A 23,685-nucleotide genomic window follows, 5' to 3' on the forward strand; every position below is an offset into this window, starting at 1 on the left:
CTACGAAATCTTCACACCTTCTGCGCGCGTCATCTGCCGCGTCGTTGTCAGTCGTGTCCAACATGGACTCATTGCCGGTCGTTCACGGTGCAACCGTCTGCCGCACCGCGTGCTCCCACCGTGCCATCGCCGCATCAGCTTGCGCGCGGCTCCAGGTCGGCAGGAAGCGCCGCTCCACCTTCCACAGGTTCGAGAGCTGCGACACGTCGCTGTAGATGCCGGTCGACAAGCCGGCAAGGTACGCGGCACCCAGGGCCGTCGTCTCGGTCATCTCCGGCCGCACGACCGGAATCCCCAGCAGGTCCGCCTGGAACTGCATCAGCAGATCGTTGACGCTGGCCCCGCCGTCCACGCGCAGTTCGGCCACCGGCATGCCGCCGGCCGCGACCGCATCGCGGCTCATGGCCTGCAGCAGTGCAGCGCTCTGGTAGGCGATGCTTTCCAGCGCGGCGCGCGCCACATGGCCGAGCGTGGTGCCGCGCGTGAGGCCGGTGATCGTGCCGCGCGCGTCCGCGTTCCAGTAGGGCGCACCGAGGCCGGTGAAGGCTGGCACCATCATCACGCCGCCCGCGTCGGGCACGCTTTCGGCCAGCGCTTGCACCTGTGCGCTGCCTTCGATGGCCTTGAGCCCGTCGCGCAGCCATTGCACCACCGCGCCGCCCACGAACACGCTGCCCTCCATCGCGTACTGCGGCGTCGTGCCGGTCTGCGCGGCGCTGGTCACGAGCAGGCCGTTGTGCGAAGGCTGGAACTCCGCGCCGGTATGCATCAGCATGAAGCAGCCGGTGCCATAGGTGTTCTTGGCCATGCCGGCCTCGAAGCAGGCTTGGCCGAAGAGTGCGCTCTGCTGGTCGCCGGCGACGCCGCCGATCGGGATGGGGCGGCCCAGCGACGCGACCTCCACATCGGCGAAATGGGCGCTTGAGGGCTTCACCTCGGGCATCAGCGATTCGGGGATGTCGAGCGCCTTGAGCAGTTCGGCGTCCCAGGTGTTGGTGTGCACGTTGAAGAGCATCGTGCGCGAGGCGTTGCTCACGTCGGTGACATGCACCTTGCCGCCGGTGAGCTGCCAGATGAGCCAGCTGTCGACGGTGCCGAAAGCCAGGTCGCCGCGATCGGCCGCCGCGCGCGCATCCGGAACGTTGTCCAGCAGCCAGCGCAACTTCGTGCCGGAGAAGTAGGCGTCGATGACGAGGCCGGTCTTGTCGCGGATGGTCTCCGTCAGGCCTTCCTCGCGCAGGCGCGCGCACATGGGCTCGGCGCGGCGGTCCTGCCAGACGATGGCGTTGTGCGCCGGCTCGCCGGTCTTGCGGTTCCACAGCAGAGTGGTTTCGCGCTGGTTGGTGATGCCGGCGGCATGGATGTCCCTCGCCGTCAAGCCGCCCTTGAGCAGTGCCTCGCGCGCGGTGGCGACCTGGCTTTCCCAGATTTCCTTGGGGTCGTGCTCCACCCAGCCGGGCTGGGGGTAGATCTGCGTCAGTTCGCGCTGGGCCATCGAGACGATGCGGCCGATGCGGTCGAACACGATGCTGCGTGAGCTGGAGGTGCCCTGGTCAAGGGCCAACAAGTAGGCGGTCATGCGATTTCCAGGCGGACTTGCGCGCGCGCCAGCAGGTCGGGGTAGGGCGTTGGCGGTGGCGCGTCGGTGAACAGGCGGTCGATCTGCGAGAGGTGCCCCAGCTGGATCATCGCCGGTCGGTTGAACTTGCTGACATCGGTGGCAAGCCAGACCTCGCGCGCCTGCGCAATGATGGTCTGCGCGACCTTCACCTCGCGCAGGTCGAAGTCGCGGAGCGACCCGTCGGACTCGATGCTCGACACGCCGATCAGCGCGATGTCGACCTTGAACTGGCGAATGAAATCGACCGTGGCTTCGCCCACGATGGCGCGGTCGCGCGGCCGTACCGAGCCGCCGGCCACGATCACCTCGCACTGCGGGTTGTCGCTGAGGATGGCCGCCACGTTGAGGTTGTTGGTGATCACGCGCAGCCCGGTGTGGCGCAGCAGCGCCTTGGCGATGGCTTCCGTCGTGGTGCCGATGTTCAGGATCAGCGAGCAGTTGTTCGGCACCTGGCCGGCGACGGCGCGCGCGATGCGCGCCTTGCCGTCCGCATGCAGCGTCTCGCGCTGCTGGTAGCCGATGTTCTCGGTGGTCGAACTCGGGACGCGCACGCCGCCGTGGAAGCGCGTCAGCAGGCCGTCGTCGGCCAGCCGCTGCACGTCGCGGCGCACCGTCTGCAGCGTGACGTCGAGCATCTCCGCCAACTCGTCGACCGTGACCGAACCGCGCTCGCGCACCGTGTCGAGGAGGTGGATTTGCCGGGGGTTGGTGTTGGACGACATGTGGCTGGCGTGGGGTGAAAACTTTATAAAACGAAAAGAAACGAATGCCTCTAAGGGAAAACTCCCACGAAAAGCGAGCATTAAGGAATAAGAATGAACAAATTCGCAAATGCAATGCACCCCAGCCGTGAGCGTCAATCCTTCATCCGAGCCGGGTCGCGACATCGATTGCGACGTGCTGATCGTGGGCGGCGGCATCAATGGTTGCGGCATTGCGCGGGACCTGGCGGGCCGGGGCTGGCGCGTGGTCCTCTGCGAGAAAGACGACCTGGCCTCGCACACATCATCGTCCTCCACCAAGCTGATCCATGGCGGCCTGCGATATCTCGAGTACTACGAGTTTTCTCTTGTGCGCAAGGCATTGCAAGAGCGCGAGGTGCTGCTCAAGAGCGCGCCGCACATCATGTGGCCGCTGCGCTTCGTCATGCCGCACGATCCGTCGATGCGACCGGCCTGGATGATCCGGATCGGGTTGTTCATGTACGACCACCTTGCCAGACGTGAAGTTCTGCCCGGCTCGCGCACGATCCAGCTGCGTCAGCACGCGGCCGGTGCGCCGCTGAAGAAGGGCTACAAGCGCGGCTTCGTCTACTCCGACGGCTGGGTGGACGACGCGCGCCTGGTGGTGCTCAACGCGCTCGATGCGCGGGAGCGCGGCGCGCAGGTGTTCACGCGAACGCGTTGCGTGGCGGCGCAGCGCGGCAGCGACGGCTGGGTCGCGACGCTCGAAGGCGCCGATGGCTCGCGTACCGTGCGGGCGAGGGCCGTGGTCAACGCGGCCGGCCCGTGGGCCGAATCGTTCTTGCGCAGCGTGGCCCATTCGGCGCGCGGCGAAACGCTGGCCACCAAGAGCCTGCGCCTGGTGAAGGGCAGCCACATCGTGGTGCCGCGCGTGTTCACGCATGACCATGCCTACATCTTCCAGAACCCCGACAAGCGGATCATCTTCGCGATTCCCTACGAGCGCGACTTCACGCTGATCGGCACCACCGACATCGAGATCGAAGGCGACGACCCCGCCGGCGCGCACATCACCGAGGACGAGATCGCCTACCTGTGCACGCAGGCCAGCCGCTATTTCGAGAAGCCGATCGAGCCGGCCGATGTGGCCTGGAGCTACTCCGGCGTGCGCCCGCTGCTCGACGACGACTCCGGCGACCCGTCAGCCGTGACGCGCGACTACCTGCTGGAACCCAACAGCGAAGCGGCGCCGCTGATGTCGGTATGGGGCGGCAAGATCACGACCTTCCGCAAGCTGGCCGAAGACGCTGCCGACGAGGTCAGCCGCATGCTGGGCGATGCGCGCCCGGCGTGGACCGACGGCGCATTCCTCGCGGGTGGCGATCTCTCGTCATGGATCGGCAAAGCCGAGAAGCCAGATACGGATTTCGAGCGATTCGTGGCGGCGGTGCAGCAGAAGCGTGCATGGCTGCCGGCAGCGCTTGCCCGGCGGCTCGCCCGCGCTTATGGTGCACGCCTCGCTCTCGTGCTGGGCGATGCGATGTCGATGTCCGACATGGGCGCCGAAGTGGCGCCGGGGCTTCATGAGCGCGAGCTGCGGTACCTGCAATCCAGCGAATGGGCGACAACTGCCCAGGACGTGCTGTGGCGCCGGTCCAAGCTGGGCCTGCATTACAGCCCCGCGGAGCGCGCTTCGGTCGAGGCCTGGTTCGACAGAATAAAAACCGAGGGGATCAACGCATGCAACTGAAGCTGGAGCGTGTCACCAAGAAGGTCGGCGCACAGACATGGCTCTATGAGCAGAGCATTGCGCCGACCACGGGCGCCGTCACGGTCCTGTTGGGCGCCACGCAATCGGGCAAGACCAGCCTGATGCGCCTGATGGCGGGCCTCGACGCGCCGACCCAAGGCAAGGTGACTGTCAACGGCGCGGACGTGACCGGCATGCCGGTACGCCAGCGCAACGTGGCCATGGTCTACCAGCAGTTCATCAACTATCCGTCGCTTACGGTGGCCGACAACATCGCGTCGCCGCTGAGGCTGCGCGGCGAAAAAGACATCCTCACGCGCGTGAAGGCTCTGGCCGACAAGCTGCACATCGGCATGTTCCTCGACCGCTACCCGCAGGAGCTGTCGGGCGGGCAGCAGCAGCGCGTGGCGCTGGCCCGCGCGCTCGCCAAGAACGCGCCCCTGATGCTGCTCGACGAACCGCTGGTCAACCTCGACTACAAACTGCGCGAGGGGCTGCGAGAAGAACTCGCCCAGCTTTTCGCGAGCGGCGACTCGACCGTGATCTATGCCACCACCGAACCCGGCGAGGCACTGCTGCTGGGCGGCTACACCGCCGTGCTCGATGCCGGCGAACTGCTCCAGTACGGACCGACCGCTGAAGTCTTCCATGCGCCTCAGTCCTTGCGCGTGGCGCGTGCCTTCAGCGACCCGCCGATGAATCTGCTCGCAGGGCGCGTGGTGGGCGGTGGTGTGCAGCTCGAAGGCGGGCCCTTGCTGCCGCTGACGCTGCCCGCACGACCCGAGGGTAGCGAGGGCACAGTCACCGTGGGCTTGCGCGCCAGCGCATTGAACGTGAACGCGGGCGAGGGCGACATCTCGCTGTCGGGCAAGGTGGAACTGGCGGAGATCTCGGGCTCGGACACCTTCGTCCACGTGCATACCGTGGTCGGCGAGCTTGTCGCGCAACTCACCGGCGTGCACAAGCTCGACCTCAACGAAGCGATCACGCTCTATTTCACCGCGAACCAGGCCTACGTGTTCGACGGGTCCGGCAAGCTGTCCGTGGCGCCTGCATGGCGCAGGGCGCAGTGAGGTAGACGCAGCCATGTCCCGCATCGACCTAGACCTCGCCCACGCCTACCGGCCCAACCCCCGGCAAGAGAGTGACTACGCGCTGCTGCCGCTGAAGATGAGCTTCCGCGACGGCGGCGCCTATGCGCTGCTCGGCCCCTCCGGCTGCGGCAAGACCACGATGCTCAACATCATCTCGGGCCTGCTCAAGCCCTCGCAGGGCACGGTGACATTCGATGGCCGTGACGTCACCAACGCCACGCCGCAAGACCGCAACATCGCGCAGGTGTTCCAGTTCCCGGTGATCTACGACACGATGACCGTGGCGCAGAACCTGGCCTTTCCGCTGCGCAACCGCAAGGTGCCGGAAGACCAGATCAAAAAGCGCGTCGGCGAGATCGCGGAGATGCTGGAGATGAGCGGGCAGCTGAACCAACGCGCGGCAGGGCTCGCGGCGGATGCCAAGCAAAAGATCTCCCTGGGGCGCGGCCTGGTGCGCAGCGATGTCTCGGCAGTGCTGTTCGACGAGCCGCTCACCGTGATCGATCCGCACCTCAAGTGGCAGCTGCGGCGCAAGCTCAAGCAGATCCACCGCGAGTTGAAACTCACGCTCATCTACGTCACGCACGACCAGGTGGAGGCGCTGACCTTCGCCGAAGAAGTGGTGGTGATGACGCGCGGCAAGGCGGTGCAGGTCGGCAGCGCCGAGGCCTTGTTCGAGCGGCCGGCGCATACCTTCGTCGGCCATTTCATCGGCTCGCCGGGCATGAACTTCCTGGCGGCGCACAGCGCGGCCGGCCTGCTCGAAGTCGCAGGCACGCGCTTGCGCGCGCCACGCCAGCTGCCGGACGGTCCGCTCAAGGTCGGCATCCGGCCGGAGTACGTCAAGCTCGCGGCGTCTCAAGCGCCCGGCGCCGTGCCGGCCAGGGTGACGCTGGTGCAGGACGTCGGCACGCACCTGATGCTGACCGCCGAGGCAGGCGGGGTGCTGCTCAAGGTGCGCCTGCATTCCGATGCGCCGGCACCGGCCGTGGGCGAGACCACGTGGCTGCAAGTGGTCGACGACCATACCTGCTACTACCAGAACGAAGAACTGGTCGCATAAGGGGAAGCACATGAGCACGACCACCAAACCCATCAACCAGAAAGCATGGCTGCTGGTGCTGCCGGTGCTGATCTGCGTGGCCTTCTCGGCCATCGTGCCGCTGATGACGGTGGTGAACTATTCGGTGCAGGACATCATCTCGCCCGAGCGCCGCGTGTTCGTGGGCACCGAATGGTTTGCCTCGGTGATGCGCGACAGTGAATTGCATGAAGCGCTGCTGCGGCAACTCGGTTTCTCGTTTGCGGTGCTGGCCATCGAGATCCCGTTCGGCATCTGCCTGGCGCTGTCGATGCCGGCCGCGGGCTGGAAAGCTTCCGCGGTGCTGGTGATCGTCGCGCTGTCACTGCTGATCCCGTGGAACGTCGTTGGCACCATCTGGCAGATCTTCGGCCGCGCGGACATCGGCCTCTTTGGCTACGCGCTGCAATGGCTGGGCGTCGACTACAACTACACCGGCAACGCGACGCACGCGTGGCTGACGGTGCTGTTGATGGACGTGTGGCACTGGACGCCGCTGGTCGCGCTGCTGTGCTACGCGGGCCTGCGATCCATCCCCGATGCCTACTACCAGGCTGCGCGCATCGACGGCGCGAGCAAGTTCGCCGTGTTCCGCTACATCCAGCTTCCGAAGATGCGCGGCGTGCTGATGATCGCGGTGCTGTTGCGCTTCATGGACAGCTTCATGATCTACACGGAGCCCTTCGTGCTCACGGGCGGCGGGCCTGGCAATGCGACCACCTTCCTCAGCCAGTACCTGACGCAGAAGGCCGTGGGGCAGTTCGACCTGGGTCCGGCGGCTGCTTTCTCGTTGATCTACTTCCTGATCATCCTGTTGCTGTGCTTCGTGCTCTACAACTGGATGCAGCGGGTGGGGACGCAGGAAGTGGAGGTCGAGAAATGACTTGCTACCTTTGTGGGGGTGATCACGCCGACGGCGTACTCCACTCCGCGAATGTCCCCCGGCCTGCGGCCTCCTCCTTCATTTCGCTGCGTGGAGCACACCATCGACGTGATCCAGATGCGCAGTGGTCGCTCGACCGGTGCCAACGCGGACCGTTCCACGTGCCGGGGACATCGGGTGTCTCCCGCAGCGAAATAAAGGAGGAGGCCGCAGGCCGGGGGACATTCGCGGAGGGAGATACCCGGTGTCTCCGGCACGCACCCCGGATCCCTGCAGCCCGGATACCCGCACCGTCGATACACGCCCTGAGACGACGCGCATCCCGGTCTCACTTGCGCCTCAACGCAGCACCAGCGTCACAGCACACGAAGGAGCAAGCGACATGACCGAAAAGACGTCCCGGAAGCGCAGCATCTTCCTGCTGCTCTACGTCGCCTTCGCGCTGTTGCCCATCTACTGGATGATCAACATGAGCTTCAAGACGAACGAGGAGATCCTGTCGAGCTTCTCGTTCTTCCCGCAGCACTTCACCTGGGCCAACTACGTTCGCATCTTCGCTGACGAATCGTGGTACTCCGGCTACATCAACAGCCTGATCTACGTGGGCATCAACACGGTGATCTCGCTGACCGTGGCGCTGCCGGCGGCCTATGCGTTCTCGCGCTATTCGTTCCTCGGCGACAAGCATGTGTTCTTCTGGCTGCTGACCAACCGCATGACGCCGCCGGCCGTGTTCCTGCTGCCGTTCTTCCAGCTCTACAGCACCGTCGGCCTGATGGACACGCACATCGGCGTCGCGCTCGCACACCTGCTGTTCAACGTGCCGCTCGCAGTCTGGATCCTGGAGGGCTTCATGAGCGGCATCCCGCGTGAAATCGACGAGACGGCCTACATCGACGGCTATTCGTTCCCGCGCTTCTTCATCACGATCTTCCTGCCGCTGATCAAGGCCGGCGTGGGCGTGGCGGCGTTCTTCTGCTTCATGTTCAGCTGGGTCGAGCTCCTGCTGGCGCGCACGCTCACCAGCGTGAACGCCAAGCCCATCGTGGCCACCATGACCCGCACCGTGAGCGCCGCGGGCATGGACTGGGCGACGCTGGCCGCAGCCGGCGTGCTGACCATCGTGCCTGGGGCAATCGTGATCTGGTTCGTGCGGCACTACATCGCAAAAGGCTTTGCGATGGGCAGAGTCTAGGAGGCTGGCAAATGTTCGAGTGGATGGTCTGGACCACCCCGGTGGCCGTTTTCTTCAGCTGCATCGCGCTGATGCTGGTCGGCATGACCGTGTGGGAGCTCAAGTCGCCCACCGTCATGCGCAAGGGCTGGCTGCCGATGGAAACCACGCGCGGCGACAGGCTCTTCATGGGCCTCCTCATCGCCGCCTACATCAACCTCGCCTTCATCGGCCTGGCCGGCAAGTTCCAGGAGTGGATGCAGCTCGAGGCAGAGCCATCGATCTGGATCAGCTTCGTGCTCTCGATGCTCGTGCTCGCATTGGTCATGCGAAAGGGCTGACCGCAGTTTGTGTTCGACAACGGCCGGCTCTTCTCTTCCCGGAGCCGGCATCTGCACACACCAGGGAAGTTCCATCGAGGAGACAACCATGAAGATGCGCTACACAGCGTTGGCACTGGCAGCGGCGACTCTCGCCATGCAGAGCGCCTGGGCCGGAGAAGCAGAGGCCAGGAAGTGGATCGACAGCGAGTTCCAGCCGTCGACGCTCAACAAGGACCAGCAGATGGCCGAGATGAAGTGGTTCATCGACGCCGCCAAGAAGCTGCAGGACAAGGGCGTCAAGGAGATCTCGGTGGTCTCCGAGACGCTGACCACGCATGAATACGAATCGAAGACGCTGGCCAAGGCCTTCGAGGAAATCACCGGCATCAAGGTCAAGCACGACATCATCCAGGAAGGCGACGTCGTCGAGAAGCTCCAGACGTCGATGCAGTCGGGCAAGTCGATCTACGACGGCTGGATCAACGACTCCGATCACATCGGCACGCACTACCGCTACGGCACGGCACTCTCGCTCACCGACCAGATGGCCGGCCCGTGGAAGGAATACACCAACCCCGGCCTCGACCTGAAGGACTTCATCGGCACCAGCTTCACCACGGCGCCGGACGGCAAGCTCTACCAGCTGCCCGACCAGCAGTTCGCCAACCTCTACTGGTTCCGCGCCGACCTGTTCGCCCGCAAGGACCTGCAGGACAAGTTCAAGGCCAAGTACGGCTACGACCTCGGCGTGCCGCTCAACTGGAGCGCCTATGAAGACATCGCCGCCTTCTTCAGCGAAGACGTGAAGACGCTCGATGGCAAGCCCATCTACGGACACATGGACTACGGCAAGAAGGACCCATCGCTCGGCTGGCGCTTCACCGACGCATGGCTGTCGATGGCGGGCGAGGCGGACATCGGCATTCCCAACGGGTTGCCGGTGGACGAATGGGGCATTCGCGTGGCGGACGACAAGTGCACGCCGGTGGGCGCAGCGGTCGAGCGTGGCGGTGCCACCAATTCGCCCGCGGCGGTCTTCGCCTTGACCAAGTACATCGACTGGATGAAGAAGTACGCGCCCAAGGAAGCCATGGGCATGACCTTCGGCGAGTCGGGTCCCGTGCCGGCGCAGGGCCAGATCGCGCAGCAGATCTTCTGGTACACGGCCTTTACCGCCGACATGATCAAGACCGGCCTCCCGGTCGTGAACGCGGACGGCACGCCGAAGTGGCGCATGGCGCCGGGCCCGAACGGCCCGTACTGGAAGCAGGGCATGCAGAACGGCTACCAGGACGTGGGCTCCTGGACCTTCCTCAAGTCGAACGATCCGAACCGCGCGACGGCAGCGTGGCTCTATGCACAGTTCGTGACGGCGAAGACCACGTCGCTGAAGAAATCCATCGTCGGCCTGACTTTCATCCGCGACAGCGACATCCGCTCGGACTTCTTTACGCAGAACGCGGCCAAGTACGGCGGCCTGATCGAGTTCTATCGCAGCCCCGCGCGCGTGGCGTGGACGCCGACCGGCAACAACGTGCCCGACTACCCGAAGCTCGCGCAGCTCTGGTGGAAGAACGTGGCCGTCGCCGTGACGGGCGAGAAGACGCCGCAGCAGGCCATGGACAACCTGGCCAACGAGATGGACGACGTGATGGCGCGGCTGCAACGTGCCGGCATGGCGCACTGCGCACCCAAGCTCAACCCGAAGAGTTCGCCCGACAAGTGGCTGAGCGACAAGGGCGCGCCATGGAAGAAGCTGGCCAACGAAAAGCCGAAGGGCGAGACCATCAACTACGACAAGCTGGTCGGCGCCTGGAAGGAAGGGCGCGTGCGCTGACAGGTTGAAACCCTGCGCCCTGGAACGAAGCGCCGTGGCAGACTCCGCGAGGACCTGCCCCGGCGCTTCGTCATTTGCATGAACATCATCTTTCGTTGCGACCCTTCGCTCTTCGACCTGCTGCCGCGGCCCGTGCCTGCCCGGGCCATGCTCCCGGACTGGTTGCGCGCAATGGCGCCGCGCGTGCCTTCGACCGTGCACCAGCGCAGCATCCGCACGGTCAAGCAATGCCCGCCCTTTGTCGACGCGATGACGCACGGCTTCATGGTGCTCCTGCCCTGCGACGTGACGGTGAAGGCGGGGCAGTTCAGCTGGGATTGGCCGCTGCCCGCCCTGGCGATGCCGGGGCATCCTCGTGCGCCGCTGAGCTTTCATGTGCCGGAGCAGATCGCGGGCTCGCCGCTGGCGCATGGCCGCCAGTCGGCCATCAAGTTCAACAGCTTCTGGACGATCGAACTGGAGGCCGGCTGGTCGCTGATGGCGGTGCACCCGGTCCATCGCGACGACCTGCCGTTCAGGCTCGTGACCGGCCTCGTCGATGCGGATCGCTTCCATGACGTCGGCATCAACTTCCCGGCGGTCTGGGTCGATCCTTCCTTTGAAGGCATCCTGCCGCGCGGCACGCCGGTGGCGCAGTGCTATCCGGTCGTGCGCGAGCCGCTGTCGCTGACCTGCGCGCCGATGTCGCCTGCCGAGGTGAAGGATTACGAAGCGGTCGCCACGAAGATCATGGCGGGGCCGGGTGTCTATCGCAAGGGCTACCGCAGGCGCGGCATCGGGTGATCGATCAGGCGGGTGTTGCGGCGAGCATGGCGCGCAGCTCGTCCAGGTTCAGCCACAGGCGACCGCTGCGCGGCGTCGACAGCGCGTGCGCGATGCGGCCGAAGGTGTCGTCGCGCAGTCGATAGGCCCGGCCGTAGGCTTGCAAGGCGCCGTCCATGTCGCCGGCTTCCTGCAGCACGATGCCCAGGTTCACCTCTGCCTCGACATAGCGCGGCATCAGTCGCAAGGCCTCGCGCAATGCCCTGGCCGCGCCTTGAAGGTCGCCGGCGTCGTGGTGCTGGAGCGCGAGTTCGAACCACACCGTGGCGACGAGTTGCCGACGCTCCGGGCGCTCGGGCTCCAGTCCGTGCGCGCGCTCGAAGTAGCGCAAGGCCACTGCCGGCTGCGCGGACGCACGTGCAATCTCGCCGGCAAGCACCAGCGTCTGCTCGTGCTGTGGCCGCAGTGCGAGGCTGTGTTCGACCTGTTCCCTTGCTGCCACCGCATCGCCCTGTTGCAAGAGCAGCCAGGCCGACAGTTGGTGGGCAGCGGGATGCGGTGGATGCGCTGCCAGCGCGATCTCGCAGAGGGCTTTGGCCTGTGCCCGCTCGCGGGCATTGACCTGCTGGATGGCAAGCGCGAGCAATTCCTCGACGGATGGCACGGTGGTCCTTGCCGTCGCGTCGATGGCGGCTTGAAGGTTGATGCGTGCCTGTGCCTCGCGTTCGGCCCGGATCGCTTGCGTCAGATACAGCGGCTCGCGCGCAAGGAAACCCGAAAGAATGGCATGCCGGCGCGGCTCGAACAGCACCGGCGGGACGTGCGCATATTCGACGCGGATGTGGCGTTCGTATTCGGAGAAACGAGCCGCCGGCGCGCCGAGGATGGCCAGGTCGATGTCCACCAGCAAGCGGGCGTCCTTGCCCTCGGGCACGGCGCCGTGGCGCGTCGCCATGACCAGCGCGTGCACCCGTAGGGCCGCGTCTTGCGACAAGCCTGCCGAGGCCAGCGCGTCGCGTGCCCAGTCGGCGCTCTTCTGCTCGTTGTCATGGCCACGCACGTCGTAAATGGCGTCATGGAACCACAGCGCGAGGGCCACCTCGCCGGAGCGTTCGGCTTCGGCCTGGTGAAGGCCAAGCAGCGACAGGCATTCGGCAAGGTGCTGCAGCGTGTGATACCCGCGATGCGCCTCGCGATAGCGTGCGACCAGCGCGGAAAACAGCCCGTCGGTGTGCGGCGTGGCAGGGACGCCGACCTCGGCCAGCGCATCGATCCACAGTCCGTGCAAGGTGCCTTCATCCATGGCCTGGTCTCCTTCCGTCGGCAAGGTGCGGCGCGGCAAGCGCCTCCGCCAGGTGATCGATCAGGACCCGGCACTTCGGCACCATGAAGCGATTCGGCGGATAGAGCACGCAGGCCCGTCCCTGGTAGGTCGACTGGAAGGCCCACTCGGGCAGCACGCGCACGACAGTACCTTCGTCCAGCGCCTGTCGCGCCATGAAGTCCGGCAGGCAGCCGATGCCCAGGCCCGCCAGCACGCCTTCGAGGCGAATCTCGCTGTGGTTGGCGACGTAGCGCCCGTGGACGACGACCTCCGCGTCTTCGTCGCCCCTGCGGAAGCGCCAATGGTTGTCGCGCTCGTGTTCGCCGAGCGACAGGCAGCTGTGCGAGACCAGGTCGTGCGGATGCCCGATCGCCTCGCCGCGCGCGAGGTAGGCGGGCGTGGCGCAGAGGATGGTCTGCACATCCATCAACGGCCGGGAGGCCAGGCCTTGCGGCGGATCCTGGGTCAGCCGCACCACCAGGTCCACGCCTTCGCGGACCGGATCGACATCGCGGTCGGAGACGATGAGCTGCACGTCGACGTCGGGGTGGTGATGGAGAAAGTTCAGCAGGTGCGGATGCAGCACATGCCGGGCAAAGGCCTTGGGCGCGCTGATGCGCACCAGGCCGCGCGGCGCGCTGGCGTACTGCTGCGCCATGTCCATCGTGTCCTGCGCCGCCTTGACCAGGTCGCTGCAGCGTGCGAAGGCTTCGATGCCCGGTTCGGTGAGACGCAGCTGGCGCGTCGTGCGCACGATCAATTGCACCTGCAGCGCCTTCTCCAGTCGCGTGACCTGGCGGCTCACGGCGGACGGTGTCAGTCCCAGCATGCCGGACGCCGCTGAGAAGCTTCCCAACTCGGCCACGCGCACGAAGGTCACCATCTCCGGCAGCACTCTCAAGAAATCATTCGTTCCCATGGCGCACAAGTCTTGTTCGGACGCACAGTCTATTCAGCGAATGACCTGCCCGGAAGAATCGATCTCCAATTCTGAAAGGCATCGAATGGGATTCGCGAAGTCGCCGTTGCGCGGCATCGGCAGCGGGGAGCTGATGCTCCTGATGGTCGCCGCGGTGTGGGGGAGCAGCTATGCGGTGGCCAAGCAGGCCACGCAACAGTTGCCAGTGCTGGAGTTTCTCGCGTTGCGGTTCGGCCTGACCTTCATCGTGTTGCTGCCCGCATTGAAGACTTTGTTCACTGCCCAGGGGCGCAGCGGCCTGGCCGTCGGCGGGATGCTCGGCGCGAACCTCCTGGCCGTCTTCCTGTGCGAGACCTTCGGCGTGTCGCTGACCACGGCAAGCAACGCGGCTTTCCTCATCAGCCTTTGCGTGGCCCTCACGCCGCTGGTCGAATGGTGGCTGCTGGGCGAGCGACCGCAACAGCGGGTGTTCGGCGCGGCCGCCATCTCCGCGTCCGGCGCCGCGATGCTGTCGCTGACGTCGCCAGCCGAACTGTCCGTGGGATGGGGCGACGGGCTCATGCTGCTCGCCGCGTTCCTGCGCGCCGTGATGGTCTGCCTCACGAGGCGGCTGGCCAGGCGGCATGCCGTGCCCGCGCTCACGTTGACGGCCGTGCAATCTGGCGTGATCGCCATCGGCGCATTCGTGCTTGCGCTCGTGCGGTCGAAGGGCGCGCTGGCCTCGTTGCCGAGCGGCGCCGGCTTCTGGTGGGCGATGGCGTACCTCGTCATGTTCTGCACCGTCTTCGCCTTCTTCGCGCAGAACCATGCGGCGGCCCGAACCAGCCCGAGCCGCGTCTCCCTGCTCATGGGCAGCGAGCCCGTCTTCGGCGCGCTGGTGGCTGTCCATTGGCTCGGGGAAGACATCCGGCCGCTGGGCTGGGTGGGCGGCCTGCTGATCGTGGCCGCGGCCTGGTGGGTCACGCTGCCGCAGCGCGGGCCGATGCCAGCCGCTACTGTTCCATCGCCGCCTTGACCTCGCGGCCCAGGTCGAGCACCGACATCGCGTAGTAGCTGCTCCAGTTGTAGCGCGTGATCACGTAGAAGTTTTGCGTGCCGGCCACGTAGTTCGGCGCATCGGCGCCGTTCTGCAATTCGATCAGCGCGAGCAGGCCCTTGTAGCTGGCGGCGTCCCCGTCGAGCACCGCGCCCGCCGCGACAAAGCTGTCGGCGCCGAAGGTCGGCACGATGTCCGGTGCGAGCAGGGTCGCCTTCTGCAGCCGTGCCTCATCGAAGCGCACCGGGAAGGTCGACGGCATGCCGCGTTTCCAGCCGAAGGCCTTGAAGTAGTTGGCGACCGAGCCGATCACGTCGACTGGGTTGTTGACCAGGTCGATCCTGCCGTCGCCGTCGTAGTCCACCGCGTATTTGGCAAGGCTGCTCGGCATGAACTGCGGCATGCCCATGGCGCCGGCGTAGCTGCCGAGCGGGCGCATCGGGTCTTCGTGCGTGCGGCTCTCGGTGCTCAGGAAGCTTTCGAGTTCATCGCGAAAGAAGGCCTGCCGTTCCGCCGCCCGCGGATGGGCTTGCGGGAAGTCGAAGGCCAGTGTCGACAGCGCATCGATCACGCGGAAGCTGCCCATGTTGCGGCCATAGATCGTTTCCACGCCGATGATGCCGACGACGATCTCGGCCGGCACGCCGAAGTCCGCCTCGGCGCGCGCCAGCGTGTCGGCGTTGTTGCGCCAGAAGCGCACGCCCGCTGCGATCCGCACAGGGTCGATGAAGCGCGCGCGGTACGCGGCCCAGTTCTTCGGCGAGCCCTTGGGCGCCGGCAGCATCAGGCGCGGCACGTTCGTCAGCATGCGTGCGCCGCCGATGGTGGTGCGCACCCAGTCGGGGTCGAGCTTGCGGCGTGCGGCCACTTCGTCGGCGAACTGCATCGCGTCGTCGCGTGTTGCGTAGGTCGGGCCACCGCGCGCGGCGGTCGACTGCTTTTCAGTGGCGGCGGTCTTGGCGTTGGCCCTGGCTTTGGCTTTGGGAGAGGCGACCGCGGGGAGGGCGGCACAGGCCACGGCCAGGCAGACAGCGGTCGGCAGGGCAAGGGAGATCAGTCGTCGCATGAGGCAGGATTGTGAGGGCGCGGCGGCTCTCCTCAACGACCGTCGCCGTTAGTTTCGTCACGGCCATGCCAACTGGCGAAATTCGGCGCGCAGTCGCGACAACTCGGTGATGGGCGTCTTCGCGTAGCGCTGCGCTTCGAGTCGCAGCAGCCAGTCGCGCACTGCCTGTCCGGCCGGACCGAATCGCTCGCTCACGCGAGCGGCCATCTGGCGCGGCGGCGTAGCGTCGGGCAGGTCGAGTCCGGCTTTCCTCAAGCGCGCGCGGGCCTTGCCGAGCAGGCGCAACCACGGGTCATGCTGGCTGCGCTCCCAGAGCGTCCAGCCGGCGCCGGCGATGCTCACGATGACGAGCAGCCAGATCAGCACGGTGGCCAGGTCCTGCAGGCTTGGCGCGTCGAAGCCGATGTTCTTCAGCAGCGCGAGCTGCCGGCTCTGGGTGTAGTTGAGCACCCACTGGTTCCAGCCGTTGTTCATGGCTTCCCATGCGGCGCGGATGTTCTGCACCAGCGTCGGGCTCATCGTGCCGATAGCACCCGCAAAGAACCCCGGCTGCTGCGCCAGCCGGTTGAGCGAACCGATGCGGCCCGGCGACACCGCCCCCGTGGGATCGACGCGCACCCAGCCCGTGCCTTCCTGCCACACCTCGGCCCAGGCATGGGCGTCGCTCTGGCGAATCACCCAGTAGTTGTCGACCTGGTTGGCTTCGCCGCCCTGGTAACCGGTGACGATGCGCGCGGGAACGCCCAGCGCCCGCATCAGCACCACGAAGGACGACGCGATGTGTTCGCAGAAGCCTTCCTTGCGGTCGAACCAGAATTCGTCGGCCGTGTTGTCCCCGAAGATGCCAGGTTCCAGGGTGTAGGTGTAGCCGCCGGTGCGCAGACGCTGCAGCGCGGCCTCGACGAAGGCGCGCGTGTCGGCGCCGGGCATCTCGCTGCGCATGTTTGCGGCCAGTGCAACAGTCCGCGGATTGGAGCCGGGCGGCAGGCCGAGATAGGTTTGCAAGCCTGCCGATCGCCGCAGCGGCCCGCTCCGGTACTGCGTGTAGCTCTCCGCGCGATAGCGCAACAGGTCGTTGACCGGCCGGTTCAACAACCATTGCAAGTCCGGCATGCTGAAGGCCTCGTAGCCGGGCACATCCGGCTTGGCTTGCACGGCATCGAGCGTCAGCAGCCAGGGCTTGTTGCTGACCTCCAGCGTCACCTCGTAGCGCACGGGCGTGCCTTCCACGCGCAGGTTTGCAGGCACCGAGCCTCGTGCCCAGGGTTCCAGCACGCTCCACTCGCGGCCGTCGAAGCGACCGAGCACCGGCCCGCGGAAATACATGTCCCGCTGCGCCGGTGGCGGGCCTTCGAACCGGATCCGCGCCGCGATGGAATCATCGAGCGCCAACTGCGCGATGGTGCCCACGCGCATCGACGCAGAGAGCCCGCTGCGTCCCGCCATCGCATCGCCCGGCGTGCCCCACAGCGGTGCAAACCGGGGGAACAACATGAAAAGCGCGAGCATGATTGGTGCACCGAGCAGCGCCATCCAACCTGCGGTGCGGGCTGCCTGGAGCAGCGGCGGCCGACCGACCGGCATGTGGGCATTGACCAGCGCGGTCAGCAGGCCGAGCAAGGCGAGCAGCATCGCGAGCGCCGTCAGCAATGATTGCGAATAGAAAAAGTTGGTGAGCATCGCGAAGAAGCCCAGGAAGAAGACGACGAAGGCATCGCGTCTCGCGCGCAGTTCCAGGGTCTTGAGGGCCAGCAGGATCACCACCATCGTCACACCGGCGTCGCGCCCCAAAAGCGTGCGGTGCGTCGCGAAGGTCGCCGCCAGCGTCACGGCCAGCAGCGTGCCGATCCACCAACGATTGGGCAACGGCGTGGCCTGCACGGCAAGGCTTGCACGCCAGACCAGCACCACGGCCGTCAGCCCGCTGCACCAGAGCGGCAGGTTGCCGACTTGCGGCAGCACGATCAGCGCGATCACCGCCAGCAGGAACAGCGTGTCGCGTGCATCGCGGGGCAGGGCCCGCAGTTGTTGGAGTGGCTTCAGCATGTGGCCAGCACCTCCAGGCAACGCCGTCGATGCGCCTCGCCCTGCGCGGGCTTCACGCTGAGCGAACCGACACGCAGGCCGTAGTCGAGGCCGAGCCGGTCCGCCATCAGCACCCAGGCGCACAGCCGCGACATGCGCGCCTCGGTGTCCGGCAGCGCGGCGGCTTGCACGTCGAGCCACAGTTCCTGCCGCTGCGCCTGCTGCGTGTCGCGGCTCACCAGTTCGTTGGAGCCTGCGGCCTGTGCGCGCGCGGCCTTCTTCCAGACCACCAGCTTCAACGGATCGCCGCGCCTGTAGGCTCGCACCCCGTCGTATTCGCCGGCCAACTGCGCCACCACGACGGCCGACGCCGCCTGGCCCGCGATCGGCTCGCCCGGCGGCAGCGGTGGCGGATGCAACTCTGGCGCCGGGTACACCAGCACCTTCGCGGCGGGACGCCAGACGGTCCACACGCGAAAGGTGCCGAGCGGAAAGCGCGTCTCCGCGGTGAGCGGCGGTACCGCGTGCAGTCCCCGCGTCGTCGGCTTGAAAGCCACTTCGACCGTCTCGCTGCCTTGCGATGGCACATCGGCCCAGGCCCATTGCCCGCTGCCGCGCACGCTGAGCCCGATGCCGTAGCGCACGCCGCGCCGCGCGTTGTGCAGCACCACGCGAAACACCGCCGCAGCGCCCGCGTACTGGGGATCCGGCGCGATCAGGTGCATCGCCAGCCCGCGCAGGGTGGCATGGCAGACATGCATGCCAACAGCCACGCTGCCGGCCAGCAAGAAGGTCAGCAGGTAGCCCAGGTTGAGCTGGTAGTTGATTGAGCCGATCAGCAGCACCAGCAAGGTGGCGGCGAGCATCCAGCCCGCGCGCGACGGCACGATGTAGACGTTGCGCTGCGTGAGTTCGACCGTGTCCGACGGCGGCCGGCGCGAGAGGAACCAGCCGTCGATGCGCCGTCGCAGGGCCGCTGCGGGATTCATCGTCGCCCGATCAGGGAATCGGCACAGCCGCGATCATCGCGCGCACCTGCTCGACCGCGCCTCGGCCCGCATCGCCCACCGGTGTCATGCGGTGCGCCACGGTCTGCGGCAGCACGGCCTGCACGTCATCGGGCGCCACATAGTCGCGGTTTGCCAGCAGCGCCTGCGCCTTGGCCGCGCGTAACACTGCGATGCCGGCGCGCGGCGAAAGGCCCTGCAGGAACCAGCGGCCATTGCGCGTGGCGGCGACCAGGTCCTGCACGTAGTTGAGCAGCGGATCGGCCGCATGCACCTGCTGCACGCGCTGCTGCAGCGCGGTCAGTTCCTCGGCGCTCAACAGGGCGGGAAGCGTGGCGAGCAGCTCGCGCCGATCGGCTCCGGCCAGCAGTTCGCGCTCGGCCGCGCGATCGGGATAGCCCAGCGAGATGCGCATCAGGAAGCGGTCGAGTTGCGATTCGGGCAGCGCGAAGGTGCCCAGCTGGTCGTGCGGGTTCTGCGTGGCGATCACGAAGAAAGGCGTGGGCAAGGGCCGCGTCTCGCCTTCGATGGTCACCTGCTTCTCCTCCATGGCCTCCAGCAGCGCGCTCTGGGTCTTGGGACTGGCGCGATTGATTTCGTCGGCCAGCAGCACCTGCGCAAAGATAGGTCCGGGGTGGAACACGAACGCCTGCTGGCCGCGGTCGTAGATGGCCACGCCGGAGAGATCTCCCGGCATCAGGTCGGCGGTGAATTGCACCCGTGAAAACTGCAGCCCGAAGGTGTGCGAAAGCGCATGCGCCAGCGTGGTCTTTCCGACCCCCGGCACATCCTCGATCAGCAGGTGTCCACCAGCCAGAAGACAGGCCACGCAATCGCGTACTTGCGCCTCTTTCCCGACGATGACCGTGTTAAGCTGACCGAGCAAACTGGCGAGCTTCGCTGCGACGTCCATTTTTGTATCCATATGCAAACCATACCGTAAGGCTGGCAGCCCTTGGCTGTAAAAGGTCGACGAGAGACATGGCCAAGACCGGTTACCTGATACATCGCGATTTCTGGAAGCATGAAATGGGCGAAGGGCACCCGGAATGCCCCGCGCGCCTCGACGCCATCGAGGACCGCCTGCTGCTCTCGGGCGTCGGCGACGCGCTCCAGCGCATCGATGTCCCCATTGCCACGCTGCAGCAGATCACGCTGGCGCACAGTGTCGAGCATCTCGAACACCTCGAGGAACTGAGCCAGCGGCTCGTCGCCGACGCACCGGCCGCCGGGCCCGACCATGCGCAGATCGATCCCGACACCTCGCTCATGAAGTTCACCTTGCTCGCCGCGCGCCGTGCAGCGGGTGCGGCCGTTGCTGCGGTCGATGCGGTGATGCGCGGCGAGGTCGAGAACGCCTTCTGCGCGGTGCGCCCTCCCGGCCATCACGCCTGTCGCGACCAGGCCATGGGCTTCTGTTTCTTCAACAATGTTGCCATCGCGGCCCGCCATGCGCTGGAGGCATACGGCCTGGAGCGCGTGGCCATCGTCGATTTCGATGTGCACCACGGCAACGGCACTGAAGACATCCTCTCCAACGACCCGCGCGTGTTGATGGTGAGCTTCTTCCAGCACCCGTTCTACCCGTTCAGCGGCGCCGACCATCCGGCGTCGAACATGCTGAACATCCCGGTGCCGGCCTACACCAAGGGCATGGACATTCGAGAAGTGGTCGAGATGCTGTGGATACCGCGCCTGGAGTCGTTCAAGCCGCAGATGATCTTCTTCAGTGCGGGCTTCGACGCGCACTACGAGGATGACCTTGGCCAGTTGCGCCTCAACGAGAACGACTACGCCTGGATCACCAGCCGCGTGCGCGCCGTGGCGCGCCAGCATGCAGACGGCCGCATCGTTTCCCTGCTGGAGGGCGGCTACAACCTCGATGCACTGGCGCGCAGCGTGGAAGCGCATGTGCGGACGCTCGCTGATCTCTAGCCTGTGAACAGGCCTGGTTTCCAGTAGATGTCCGGCGACCTCAGTCAGTTGCTGAGCGAAGTCCACCTTCGCACGGTCTCGGTAGAACTCGCGGCCTTGGCCGCTTGCCTGGCGCTGGCCTGGGCCATTTGCCGCTGGTTCGGTCGCGACCAGCCCAAGAATTCGATCTGGTTTGGCAGTCACACCGTCGACGGCCTGATGTTCCCGCTGCTCGCGCTGCTGTTCTCCGACCTGGCACGCCGCGCCGCGATCGGTTTCCAGCCCGTGCTGCTGCGAATCGCCGTGCCGGTGCTGCTGTCGTTGGTGGCCATCCGCCTGTTTGCGCGCGTGCTCAAGACGGTGTTTCCGCAGTCCGCGCTGGTCAGCCTGATCGAGCGCACCATCTCCTGGCTTGCCTGGGTCGGGGCGGCGCTGTGGATCGTCGGGCTGCTGCCGCCGGTGCTGGCTGAACTCGACCAGATCACCCTGTCCTTCGGCAAGACGCACGTGAGCGTGCGAACCATCTTCGAGGGCGTCTTGTCTGCATCCGTCGTGCTCGTCATCTCGCTGTGGATCGCGGCCACCATCGAGAAGCGGATCCTGCAGGAAGCCGTCACCGACCTGTCGATGCGCAAGGTCGCCTCGAACGCGATTCGCGCGTTCCTTTTGCTGATCGGCCTGCTGATTGCGCTGTCGGCCGTGGGCGTGGACTTGACGGCGCTGTCGGTGCTGGGAGGGGCGCTTGGCGTGGGTCTCGGTCTCGGCCTGCAGAAGCTGGCCGCCAACTATGTGAGCGGATTCGTGATCCTGCTGGAGCGCTCGATCCGCATCGGCGACAACGTCAAGGTCGACAACTTCGAAGGCCGCATCACCGACATCAAGACCCGCTATACGCTGGTGCGCGCGGGCAATGGCCGCGAAGCGATCGTGCCGAACGAAACGCTCATTACCAGCCGCGTCGAGAACCTCTCGCAGGCGGATCGCCGCTTCAATCTCACGACCACCGTCGTCGTGGGTCATGAGAGCGATGTGTCGCAGGTGCAGGCGATCATGACGGGTGCTGCCGCGGCGCAGGCGCGCGTGCTCGGCGACCCGGCGCCCGTGGCCTTCCTCATGAACTTCACGCCGGACGGACTGGAGTTCATGCTGAACTTCTGGATCGCCGATCCGGACAAGGGCAAGGACAACCTGCGCTCGGCGATCAACATCGCGATCCTCGACGGCCTGCGCAATGCAGGCATCGAGATCGCGCAACGGCAGCGTGTACTGCGCGTCGAGAACTTGCCAAATAACGCTTCCCCAACGGGAGACACTCGCCTATAATCACTAAAAAGCACGATCGTTCTTTTTTACAAGATTGTTGAGAGCGAGCCGCCTAGAATGCGCGGTTGCTCCGTAAATCCCCGGTTTCGCAAATCCCCTGGAGGTCAGTCCAATGAAGGTTCTCGTAGCGGTCAAGCGGGTCGTTGACTACAACGTCAAGGTCCGCGTCAAGTCCGATGGTTCCGGCGTCGATATCGCCAACGTCAAGATGAGCATGAACCCCTTCGACGAAATCGCCGTCGAAGAGGCTGTGCGTTTGAAGGAGAAGGGCGTCGTGACGGAAGTCATCGCCGTCTCCTGCGGCGACGCCAAGTGCCAGGAAACCCTGCGCACCGCCATGGCCATCGGTGCAGATCGCGGCATCCTGGTCGAGACCACCGAAGAGCTGCAACCCCTGGCCGTGGCCAAGCTGCTGAAGGCGCTGGTCGACAAGGAACAGCCTTCGATGATCATCCTGGGCAAGCAAGCCATCGATGACGACGCCAACCAGACCGGCCAGATGCTGGCCGCACTGGCAGACCTGCCGCAAGCCACCTTCGCATCGAAGGTCGAACTGGCCGGCGACAAGCTCAACGTGACGCGTGAAGTCGACGGCGGTCTCGAAACCATCTCGGTAAGCCTGCCTGCAGTCATCACGACCGACCTGCGCCTGAACGAGCCGCGCTACGTCACGCTGCCCAACATCATGAAGGCCAAGAAGAAGCAACTCGACATCTTCAAGCCCGAAGACCTCGGCGTCGACGTCAAGCCGCGCCTGAAGACCCTGAAGGTCAGCGAGCCGCCCAAGCGCGGCGCCGGCATCAAGGTGCCCGACGTCGCCACGCTGGTGGACAAGCTCAAGAACGAAGCCAAGGTTATCTGAGGAGACACAAGAACATGACCGCACTCGTCATTGCCGAACACGACCACGCCACCGTCAAGCCGGCGACCCTCAACACCGTGACCGCCGCGCTCGCTTGCGGTGGCGATGTCCACGTGCTGGTGGCCGGCGCCAATGCCGCCGAAGCCGCTGCCGCTGCCGCCAAGATCGCCGGCGTCTCCAAGGTCATCGCCGCCGACAGCCCGTCGCTCGCCGAGAACCTCGCTGAAAACGTTGCAGCCCAGGTGCTGGCCATCGCCGGCAACTACAGCCACATCCTGTTCCCCTCGACCGCCAACGGCAAGAACGTCGCCCCGCGCGTGGCCGCCAAGCTCGACGTGGCGCAGATCTCCGACATCACCAAGGTCGTGAGCGCCGACACCTTCGAGCGCCCGATCTACGCCGGCAACGCGATCGCCACCGTGCAGAGCAGCGATGCGACCAAGGTCATCACCGTGCGCACCACGGGCTTCGATGCCGCGGCCGCCACGGGTGGCAGCGCCACGGTCGAGAACGCCGAAGGCGTGGCTGACAGCGGCAAGTCGAGCTTCGTCGGCCGTGAAGTCACGAAGAGCGAACGCCCCGAACTGACCGCCGCCAAGATCATCGTCTCCGGTGGCCGTGCGCTGGGCAGCGCCGAGAAGTTCCAGGAAGTGATGGCGCCGCTGGCCGACAAGCTCAACGCAGGCCTGGGCGCCAGCCGCGCCGCCGTCGACGCGGGCTACGCCCCGAACGACTGGCAAGTGGGCCAGACCGGCAAGATCGTGGCCCCGCAGCTCTACATCGCCGCGGGCATCTCGGGCGCCATCCAGCATCTGGCCGGCATGAAGGACTCCAAGGTGATCGTCGCGATCAACAAGGACGAAGAAGCCCCGATCTTCTCGGTGGCTGACTACGGCCTCGTGGCCGACCTGTTCACGGCCGTGCCGGAACTGGTGAAGGCGCTCTGAGCCCCCACCGCCGATTGGCCACCCAGGGCATCGTTCGCGATGCCCTTTTCACAT

Annotated in this window: 21 protein-coding genes; 13 read left to right on the plus strand and 8 right to left on the minus strand. The window is 66.0% G+C overall.

Features of this window, described 5'->3' with window-relative positions:
• Window positions 1-82: 82 nt before the first annotated feature.
• A complete protein-coding gene (glpK, locus tag HB681_RS04390) occupies window positions 83-1,579 on the minus strand; it encodes a glycerol kinase GlpK (RefSeq protein ID WP_213953547.1) in 1,497 nt (498 codons plus the stop codon).
• Complete coding sequence (locus HB681_RS04395) at window positions 1,576-2,343, minus strand: DeoR/GlpR family DNA-binding transcription regulator (protein WP_213953548.1); 768 nt, start codon at window positions 2,341-2,343, stop codon at window positions 1,576-1,578. Before HB681_RS04395 ends, glpK begins: the two co-directional genes overlap by 4 nt.
• Before the next feature lie 109 nt (window positions 2,344-2,452).
• On the opposite strand from HB681_RS04395, the gene glpD reads away from it, so the two are divergent.
• The 8 genes from glpD to HB681_RS04435 all read left to right on the plus strand — a co-directional run bounded on the left by glpD (window position 2,453) and on the right by HB681_RS04435 (window position 11,229).
• On the plus strand, window positions 2,453-4,054 hold the full coding sequence (glpD, locus tag HB681_RS04400) for a glycerol-3-phosphate dehydrogenase (protein WP_213953549.1): 1,602 nt from the start codon (window positions 2,453-2,455) through the stop codon (window positions 4,052-4,054).
• On the plus strand, window positions 4,045-5,127 hold the full coding sequence (locus HB681_RS04405; RefSeq protein WP_213953550.1) for an ABC transporter ATP-binding protein: 1,083 nt from the start codon (window positions 4,045-4,047) through the stop codon (window positions 5,125-5,127). The genes glpD and HB681_RS04405 overlap by 10 nt, the downstream gene beginning before the upstream one ends.
• 13 nt (window positions 5,128-5,140) lie before the next feature.
• Window positions 5,141-6,211, plus strand: coding sequence for an ABC transporter ATP-binding protein (locus HB681_RS04410; protein WP_213953551.1), 1,071 nt, complete (start codon window positions 5,141-5,143; stop codon window positions 6,209-6,211).
• Window positions 6,212-6,221: 10 nt separating this feature from the next.
• Complete coding sequence (locus HB681_RS04415) at window positions 6,222-7,112, plus strand: sugar ABC transporter permease (protein ID WP_213953552.1); 891 nt, start codon at window positions 6,222-6,224, stop codon at window positions 7,110-7,112.
• Window positions 7,113-7,494: 382 nt separating this feature from the next.
• Window positions 7,495-8,307 (plus strand): carbohydrate ABC transporter permease, encoded by an 813-nt coding sequence (locus tag HB681_RS04420; RefSeq protein ID WP_213953553.1) that lies wholly within the window; start codon window positions 7,495-7,497, stop codon window positions 8,305-8,307.
• Window positions 8,308-8,318: 11 nt separating this feature from the next.
• Window positions 8,319-8,627, plus strand: coding sequence for a DUF2160 domain-containing protein (locus tag HB681_RS04425; RefSeq protein ID WP_213953554.1), 309 nt, complete (start codon window positions 8,319-8,321; stop codon window positions 8,625-8,627).
• A gap of 88 nt (window positions 8,628-8,715) precedes the next feature.
• The gene (locus HB681_RS04430; RefSeq protein WP_213953555.1) at window positions 8,716-10,446 is read left to right on the plus strand and encodes an ABC transporter substrate-binding protein; all 1,731 of its coding nucleotides are present in this window, start codon (window positions 8,716-8,718) and stop codon (window positions 10,444-10,446) included.
• Between the two features lie 78 nt (window positions 10,447-10,524).
• A complete protein-coding gene (locus HB681_RS04435; RefSeq protein ID WP_213953556.1) occupies window positions 10,525-11,229 on the plus strand; it encodes a hypothetical protein in 705 nt (234 codons plus the stop codon).
• 4 nt (window positions 11,230-11,233) lie between these two features.
• Here HB681_RS04435 and HB681_RS04440 read toward each other — a convergent pair whose 3' ends face one another.
• Window positions 11,234-12,511, minus strand: coding sequence for a tetratricopeptide repeat protein (locus HB681_RS04440; protein ID WP_213953557.1), 1,278 nt, complete (start codon window positions 12,509-12,511; stop codon window positions 11,234-11,236).
• Window positions 12,504-13,451 (minus strand): LysR family transcriptional regulator, encoded by a 948-nt coding sequence (locus HB681_RS04445; protein WP_213953558.1) that lies wholly within the window; start codon window positions 13,449-13,451, stop codon window positions 12,504-12,506. The genes HB681_RS04440 and HB681_RS04445 overlap by 8 nt, the downstream gene beginning before the upstream one ends.
• 85 nt (window positions 13,452-13,536) lie before the next feature.
• Here HB681_RS04445 and HB681_RS04450 point away from each other — a divergent pair, with 85 nt between their 5' ends.
• Window positions 13,537-14,466: a DMT family transporter gene (locus tag HB681_RS04450; RefSeq protein ID WP_213953559.1), complete on the plus strand. Its 930-nt coding sequence runs from the start codon at window positions 13,537-13,539 to the stop codon at window positions 14,464-14,466.
• On the opposite strand, the gene mltB is transcribed toward HB681_RS04450, so the two are convergent.
• From mltB to HB681_RS04470, 4 genes are read right to left on the minus strand one after another with little or no spacing between them, the layout of a single operon-like run.
• Window positions 14,444-15,553: a lytic murein transglycosylase B gene (gene mltB, locus HB681_RS04455; RefSeq protein WP_213953560.1), complete on the minus strand. Its 1,110-nt coding sequence runs from the start codon at window positions 15,551-15,553 to the stop codon at window positions 14,444-14,446. The genes HB681_RS04450 and mltB overlap by 23 nt on opposite strands.
• 57 nt (window positions 15,554-15,610) lie before the next feature.
• Window positions 15,611-17,599 (minus strand): DUF3488 and transglutaminase-like domain-containing protein, encoded by a 1,989-nt coding sequence (locus HB681_RS04460; protein ID WP_213953561.1) that lies wholly within the window; start codon window positions 17,597-17,599, stop codon window positions 15,611-15,613.
• On the minus strand, window positions 17,593-18,567 hold the full coding sequence (locus HB681_RS04465) for a DUF58 domain-containing protein (RefSeq protein ID WP_213953562.1): 975 nt from the start codon (window positions 18,565-18,567) through the stop codon (window positions 17,593-17,595). Before HB681_RS04465 ends, HB681_RS04460 begins: the two co-directional genes overlap by 7 nt.
• 10 nt (window positions 18,568-18,577) lie before the next feature.
• Entirely contained in the window at window positions 18,578-19,498 is a 921-nt protein-coding gene (locus tag HB681_RS04470; RefSeq protein WP_213953563.1) for a MoxR family ATPase, read from the minus strand.
• 68 nt (window positions 19,499-19,566) lie between these two features.
• Here HB681_RS04470 and HB681_RS04475 point away from each other — a divergent pair, with 68 nt between their 5' ends.
• From HB681_RS04475 to HB681_RS04490, 4 genes are all read left to right on the plus strand, one after another.
• A complete protein-coding gene (locus tag HB681_RS04475; protein WP_213953564.1) occupies window positions 19,567-20,520 on the plus strand; it encodes a histone deacetylase family protein in 954 nt (317 codons plus the stop codon).
• A 27-nt stretch (window positions 20,521-20,547) separates the two neighbouring features.
• A complete protein-coding gene (locus HB681_RS04480; protein ID WP_213953565.1) occupies window positions 20,548-21,822 on the plus strand; it encodes a mechanosensitive ion channel domain-containing protein in 1,275 nt (424 codons plus the stop codon).
• A 112-nt stretch (window positions 21,823-21,934) separates the two neighbouring features.
• Complete coding sequence (locus tag HB681_RS04485) at window positions 21,935-22,684, plus strand: electron transfer flavoprotein subunit beta/FixA family protein (RefSeq protein ID WP_213953566.1); 750 nt, start codon at window positions 21,935-21,937, stop codon at window positions 22,682-22,684.
• Between the two features lie 14 nt (window positions 22,685-22,698).
• A complete protein-coding gene (locus tag HB681_RS04490) occupies window positions 22,699-23,631 on the plus strand; it encodes an FAD-binding protein (RefSeq protein ID WP_213953567.1) in 933 nt (310 codons plus the stop codon).
• Window positions 23,632-23,685 lie beyond the last annotated feature (54 nt).

Origin of the sequence: Variovorax sp. dw_954 (assembly GCF_018449755.1) — a bacterium.
Classification (GTDB): domain Bacteria; phylum Pseudomonadota; class Gammaproteobacteria; order Burkholderiales; family Burkholderiaceae_C; genus Variovorax.

What these genes read in the sequence shown, in the direction of transcription:
- glpK (WP_213953547.1), bottom strand. Translation starts at nt 1,579, where the DNA reads ATGACCGCCTACTTGTTGGCCCTTGACCAGGGCACCTCCAGCTCACGC.
- HB681_RS04395 (WP_213953548.1), bottom strand. Translation starts at nt 2,343, where the DNA reads ATGTCGTCCAACACCAACCCCCGGCAAATCCACCTCCTCGACACGGTG.
- glpD (WP_213953549.1), top strand. Translation starts at nt 2,453, where the DNA reads ATGCAATGCACCCCAGCCGTGAGCGTCAATCCTTCATCCGAGCCGGGT.
- HB681_RS04405 (WP_213953550.1), top strand. Translation starts at nt 4,045, where the DNA reads ATGCAACTGAAGCTGGAGCGTGTCACCAAGAAGGTCGGCGCACAGACA.
- HB681_RS04410 (WP_213953551.1), top strand. Translation starts at nt 5,141, where the DNA reads ATGTCCCGCATCGACCTAGACCTCGCCCACGCCTACCGGCCCAACCCC.
- HB681_RS04415 (WP_213953552.1), top strand. Translation starts at nt 6,222, where the DNA reads ATGAGCACGACCACCAAACCCATCAACCAGAAAGCATGGCTGCTGGTG.
- HB681_RS04420 (WP_213953553.1), top strand. Translation starts at nt 7,495, where the DNA reads ATGACCGAAAAGACGTCCCGGAAGCGCAGCATCTTCCTGCTGCTCTAC.
- HB681_RS04425 (WP_213953554.1), top strand. Translation starts at nt 8,319, where the DNA reads ATGTTCGAGTGGATGGTCTGGACCACCCCGGTGGCCGTTTTCTTCAGC.
- HB681_RS04430 (WP_213953555.1), top strand. Translation starts at nt 8,716, where the DNA reads ATGAAGATGCGCTACACAGCGTTGGCACTGGCAGCGGCGACTCTCGCC.
- HB681_RS04435 (WP_213953556.1), top strand. Translation starts at nt 10,525, where the DNA reads ATGAACATCATCTTTCGTTGCGACCCTTCGCTCTTCGACCTGCTGCCG.
- HB681_RS04440 (WP_213953557.1), bottom strand. Translation starts at nt 12,511, where the DNA reads ATGGATGAAGGCACCTTGCACGGACTGTGGATCGATGCGCTGGCCGAG.
- HB681_RS04445 (WP_213953558.1), bottom strand. Translation starts at nt 13,451, where the DNA reads ATGGGAACGAATGATTTCTTGAGAGTGCTGCCGGAGATGGTGACCTTC.
- HB681_RS04450 (WP_213953559.1), top strand. Translation starts at nt 13,537, where the DNA reads ATGGGATTCGCGAAGTCGCCGTTGCGCGGCATCGGCAGCGGGGAGCTG.
- mltB (WP_213953560.1), bottom strand. Translation starts at nt 15,553, where the DNA reads ATGCGACGACTGATCTCCCTTGCCCTGCCGACCGCTGTCTGCCTGGCC.
- HB681_RS04460 (WP_213953561.1), bottom strand. Translation starts at nt 17,599, where the DNA reads ATGCTGAAGCCACTCCAACAACTGCGGGCCCTGCCCCGCGATGCACGC.
- HB681_RS04465 (WP_213953562.1), bottom strand. Translation starts at nt 18,567, where the DNA reads ATGAATCCCGCAGCGGCCCTGCGACGGCGCATCGACGGCTGGTTCCTC.
- HB681_RS04470 (WP_213953563.1), bottom strand. Translation starts at nt 19,498, where the DNA reads ATGGACGTCGCAGCGAAGCTCGCCAGTTTGCTCGGTCAGCTTAACACG.
- HB681_RS04475 (WP_213953564.1), top strand. Translation starts at nt 19,567, where the DNA reads ATGGCCAAGACCGGTTACCTGATACATCGCGATTTCTGGAAGCATGAA.
- HB681_RS04480 (WP_213953565.1), top strand. Translation starts at nt 20,548, where the DNA reads ATGTCCGGCGACCTCAGTCAGTTGCTGAGCGAAGTCCACCTTCGCACG.
- HB681_RS04485 (WP_213953566.1), top strand. Translation starts at nt 21,935, where the DNA reads ATGAAGGTTCTCGTAGCGGTCAAGCGGGTCGTTGACTACAACGTCAAG.
- HB681_RS04490 (WP_213953567.1), top strand. Translation starts at nt 22,699, where the DNA reads ATGACCGCACTCGTCATTGCCGAACACGACCACGCCACCGTCAAGCCG.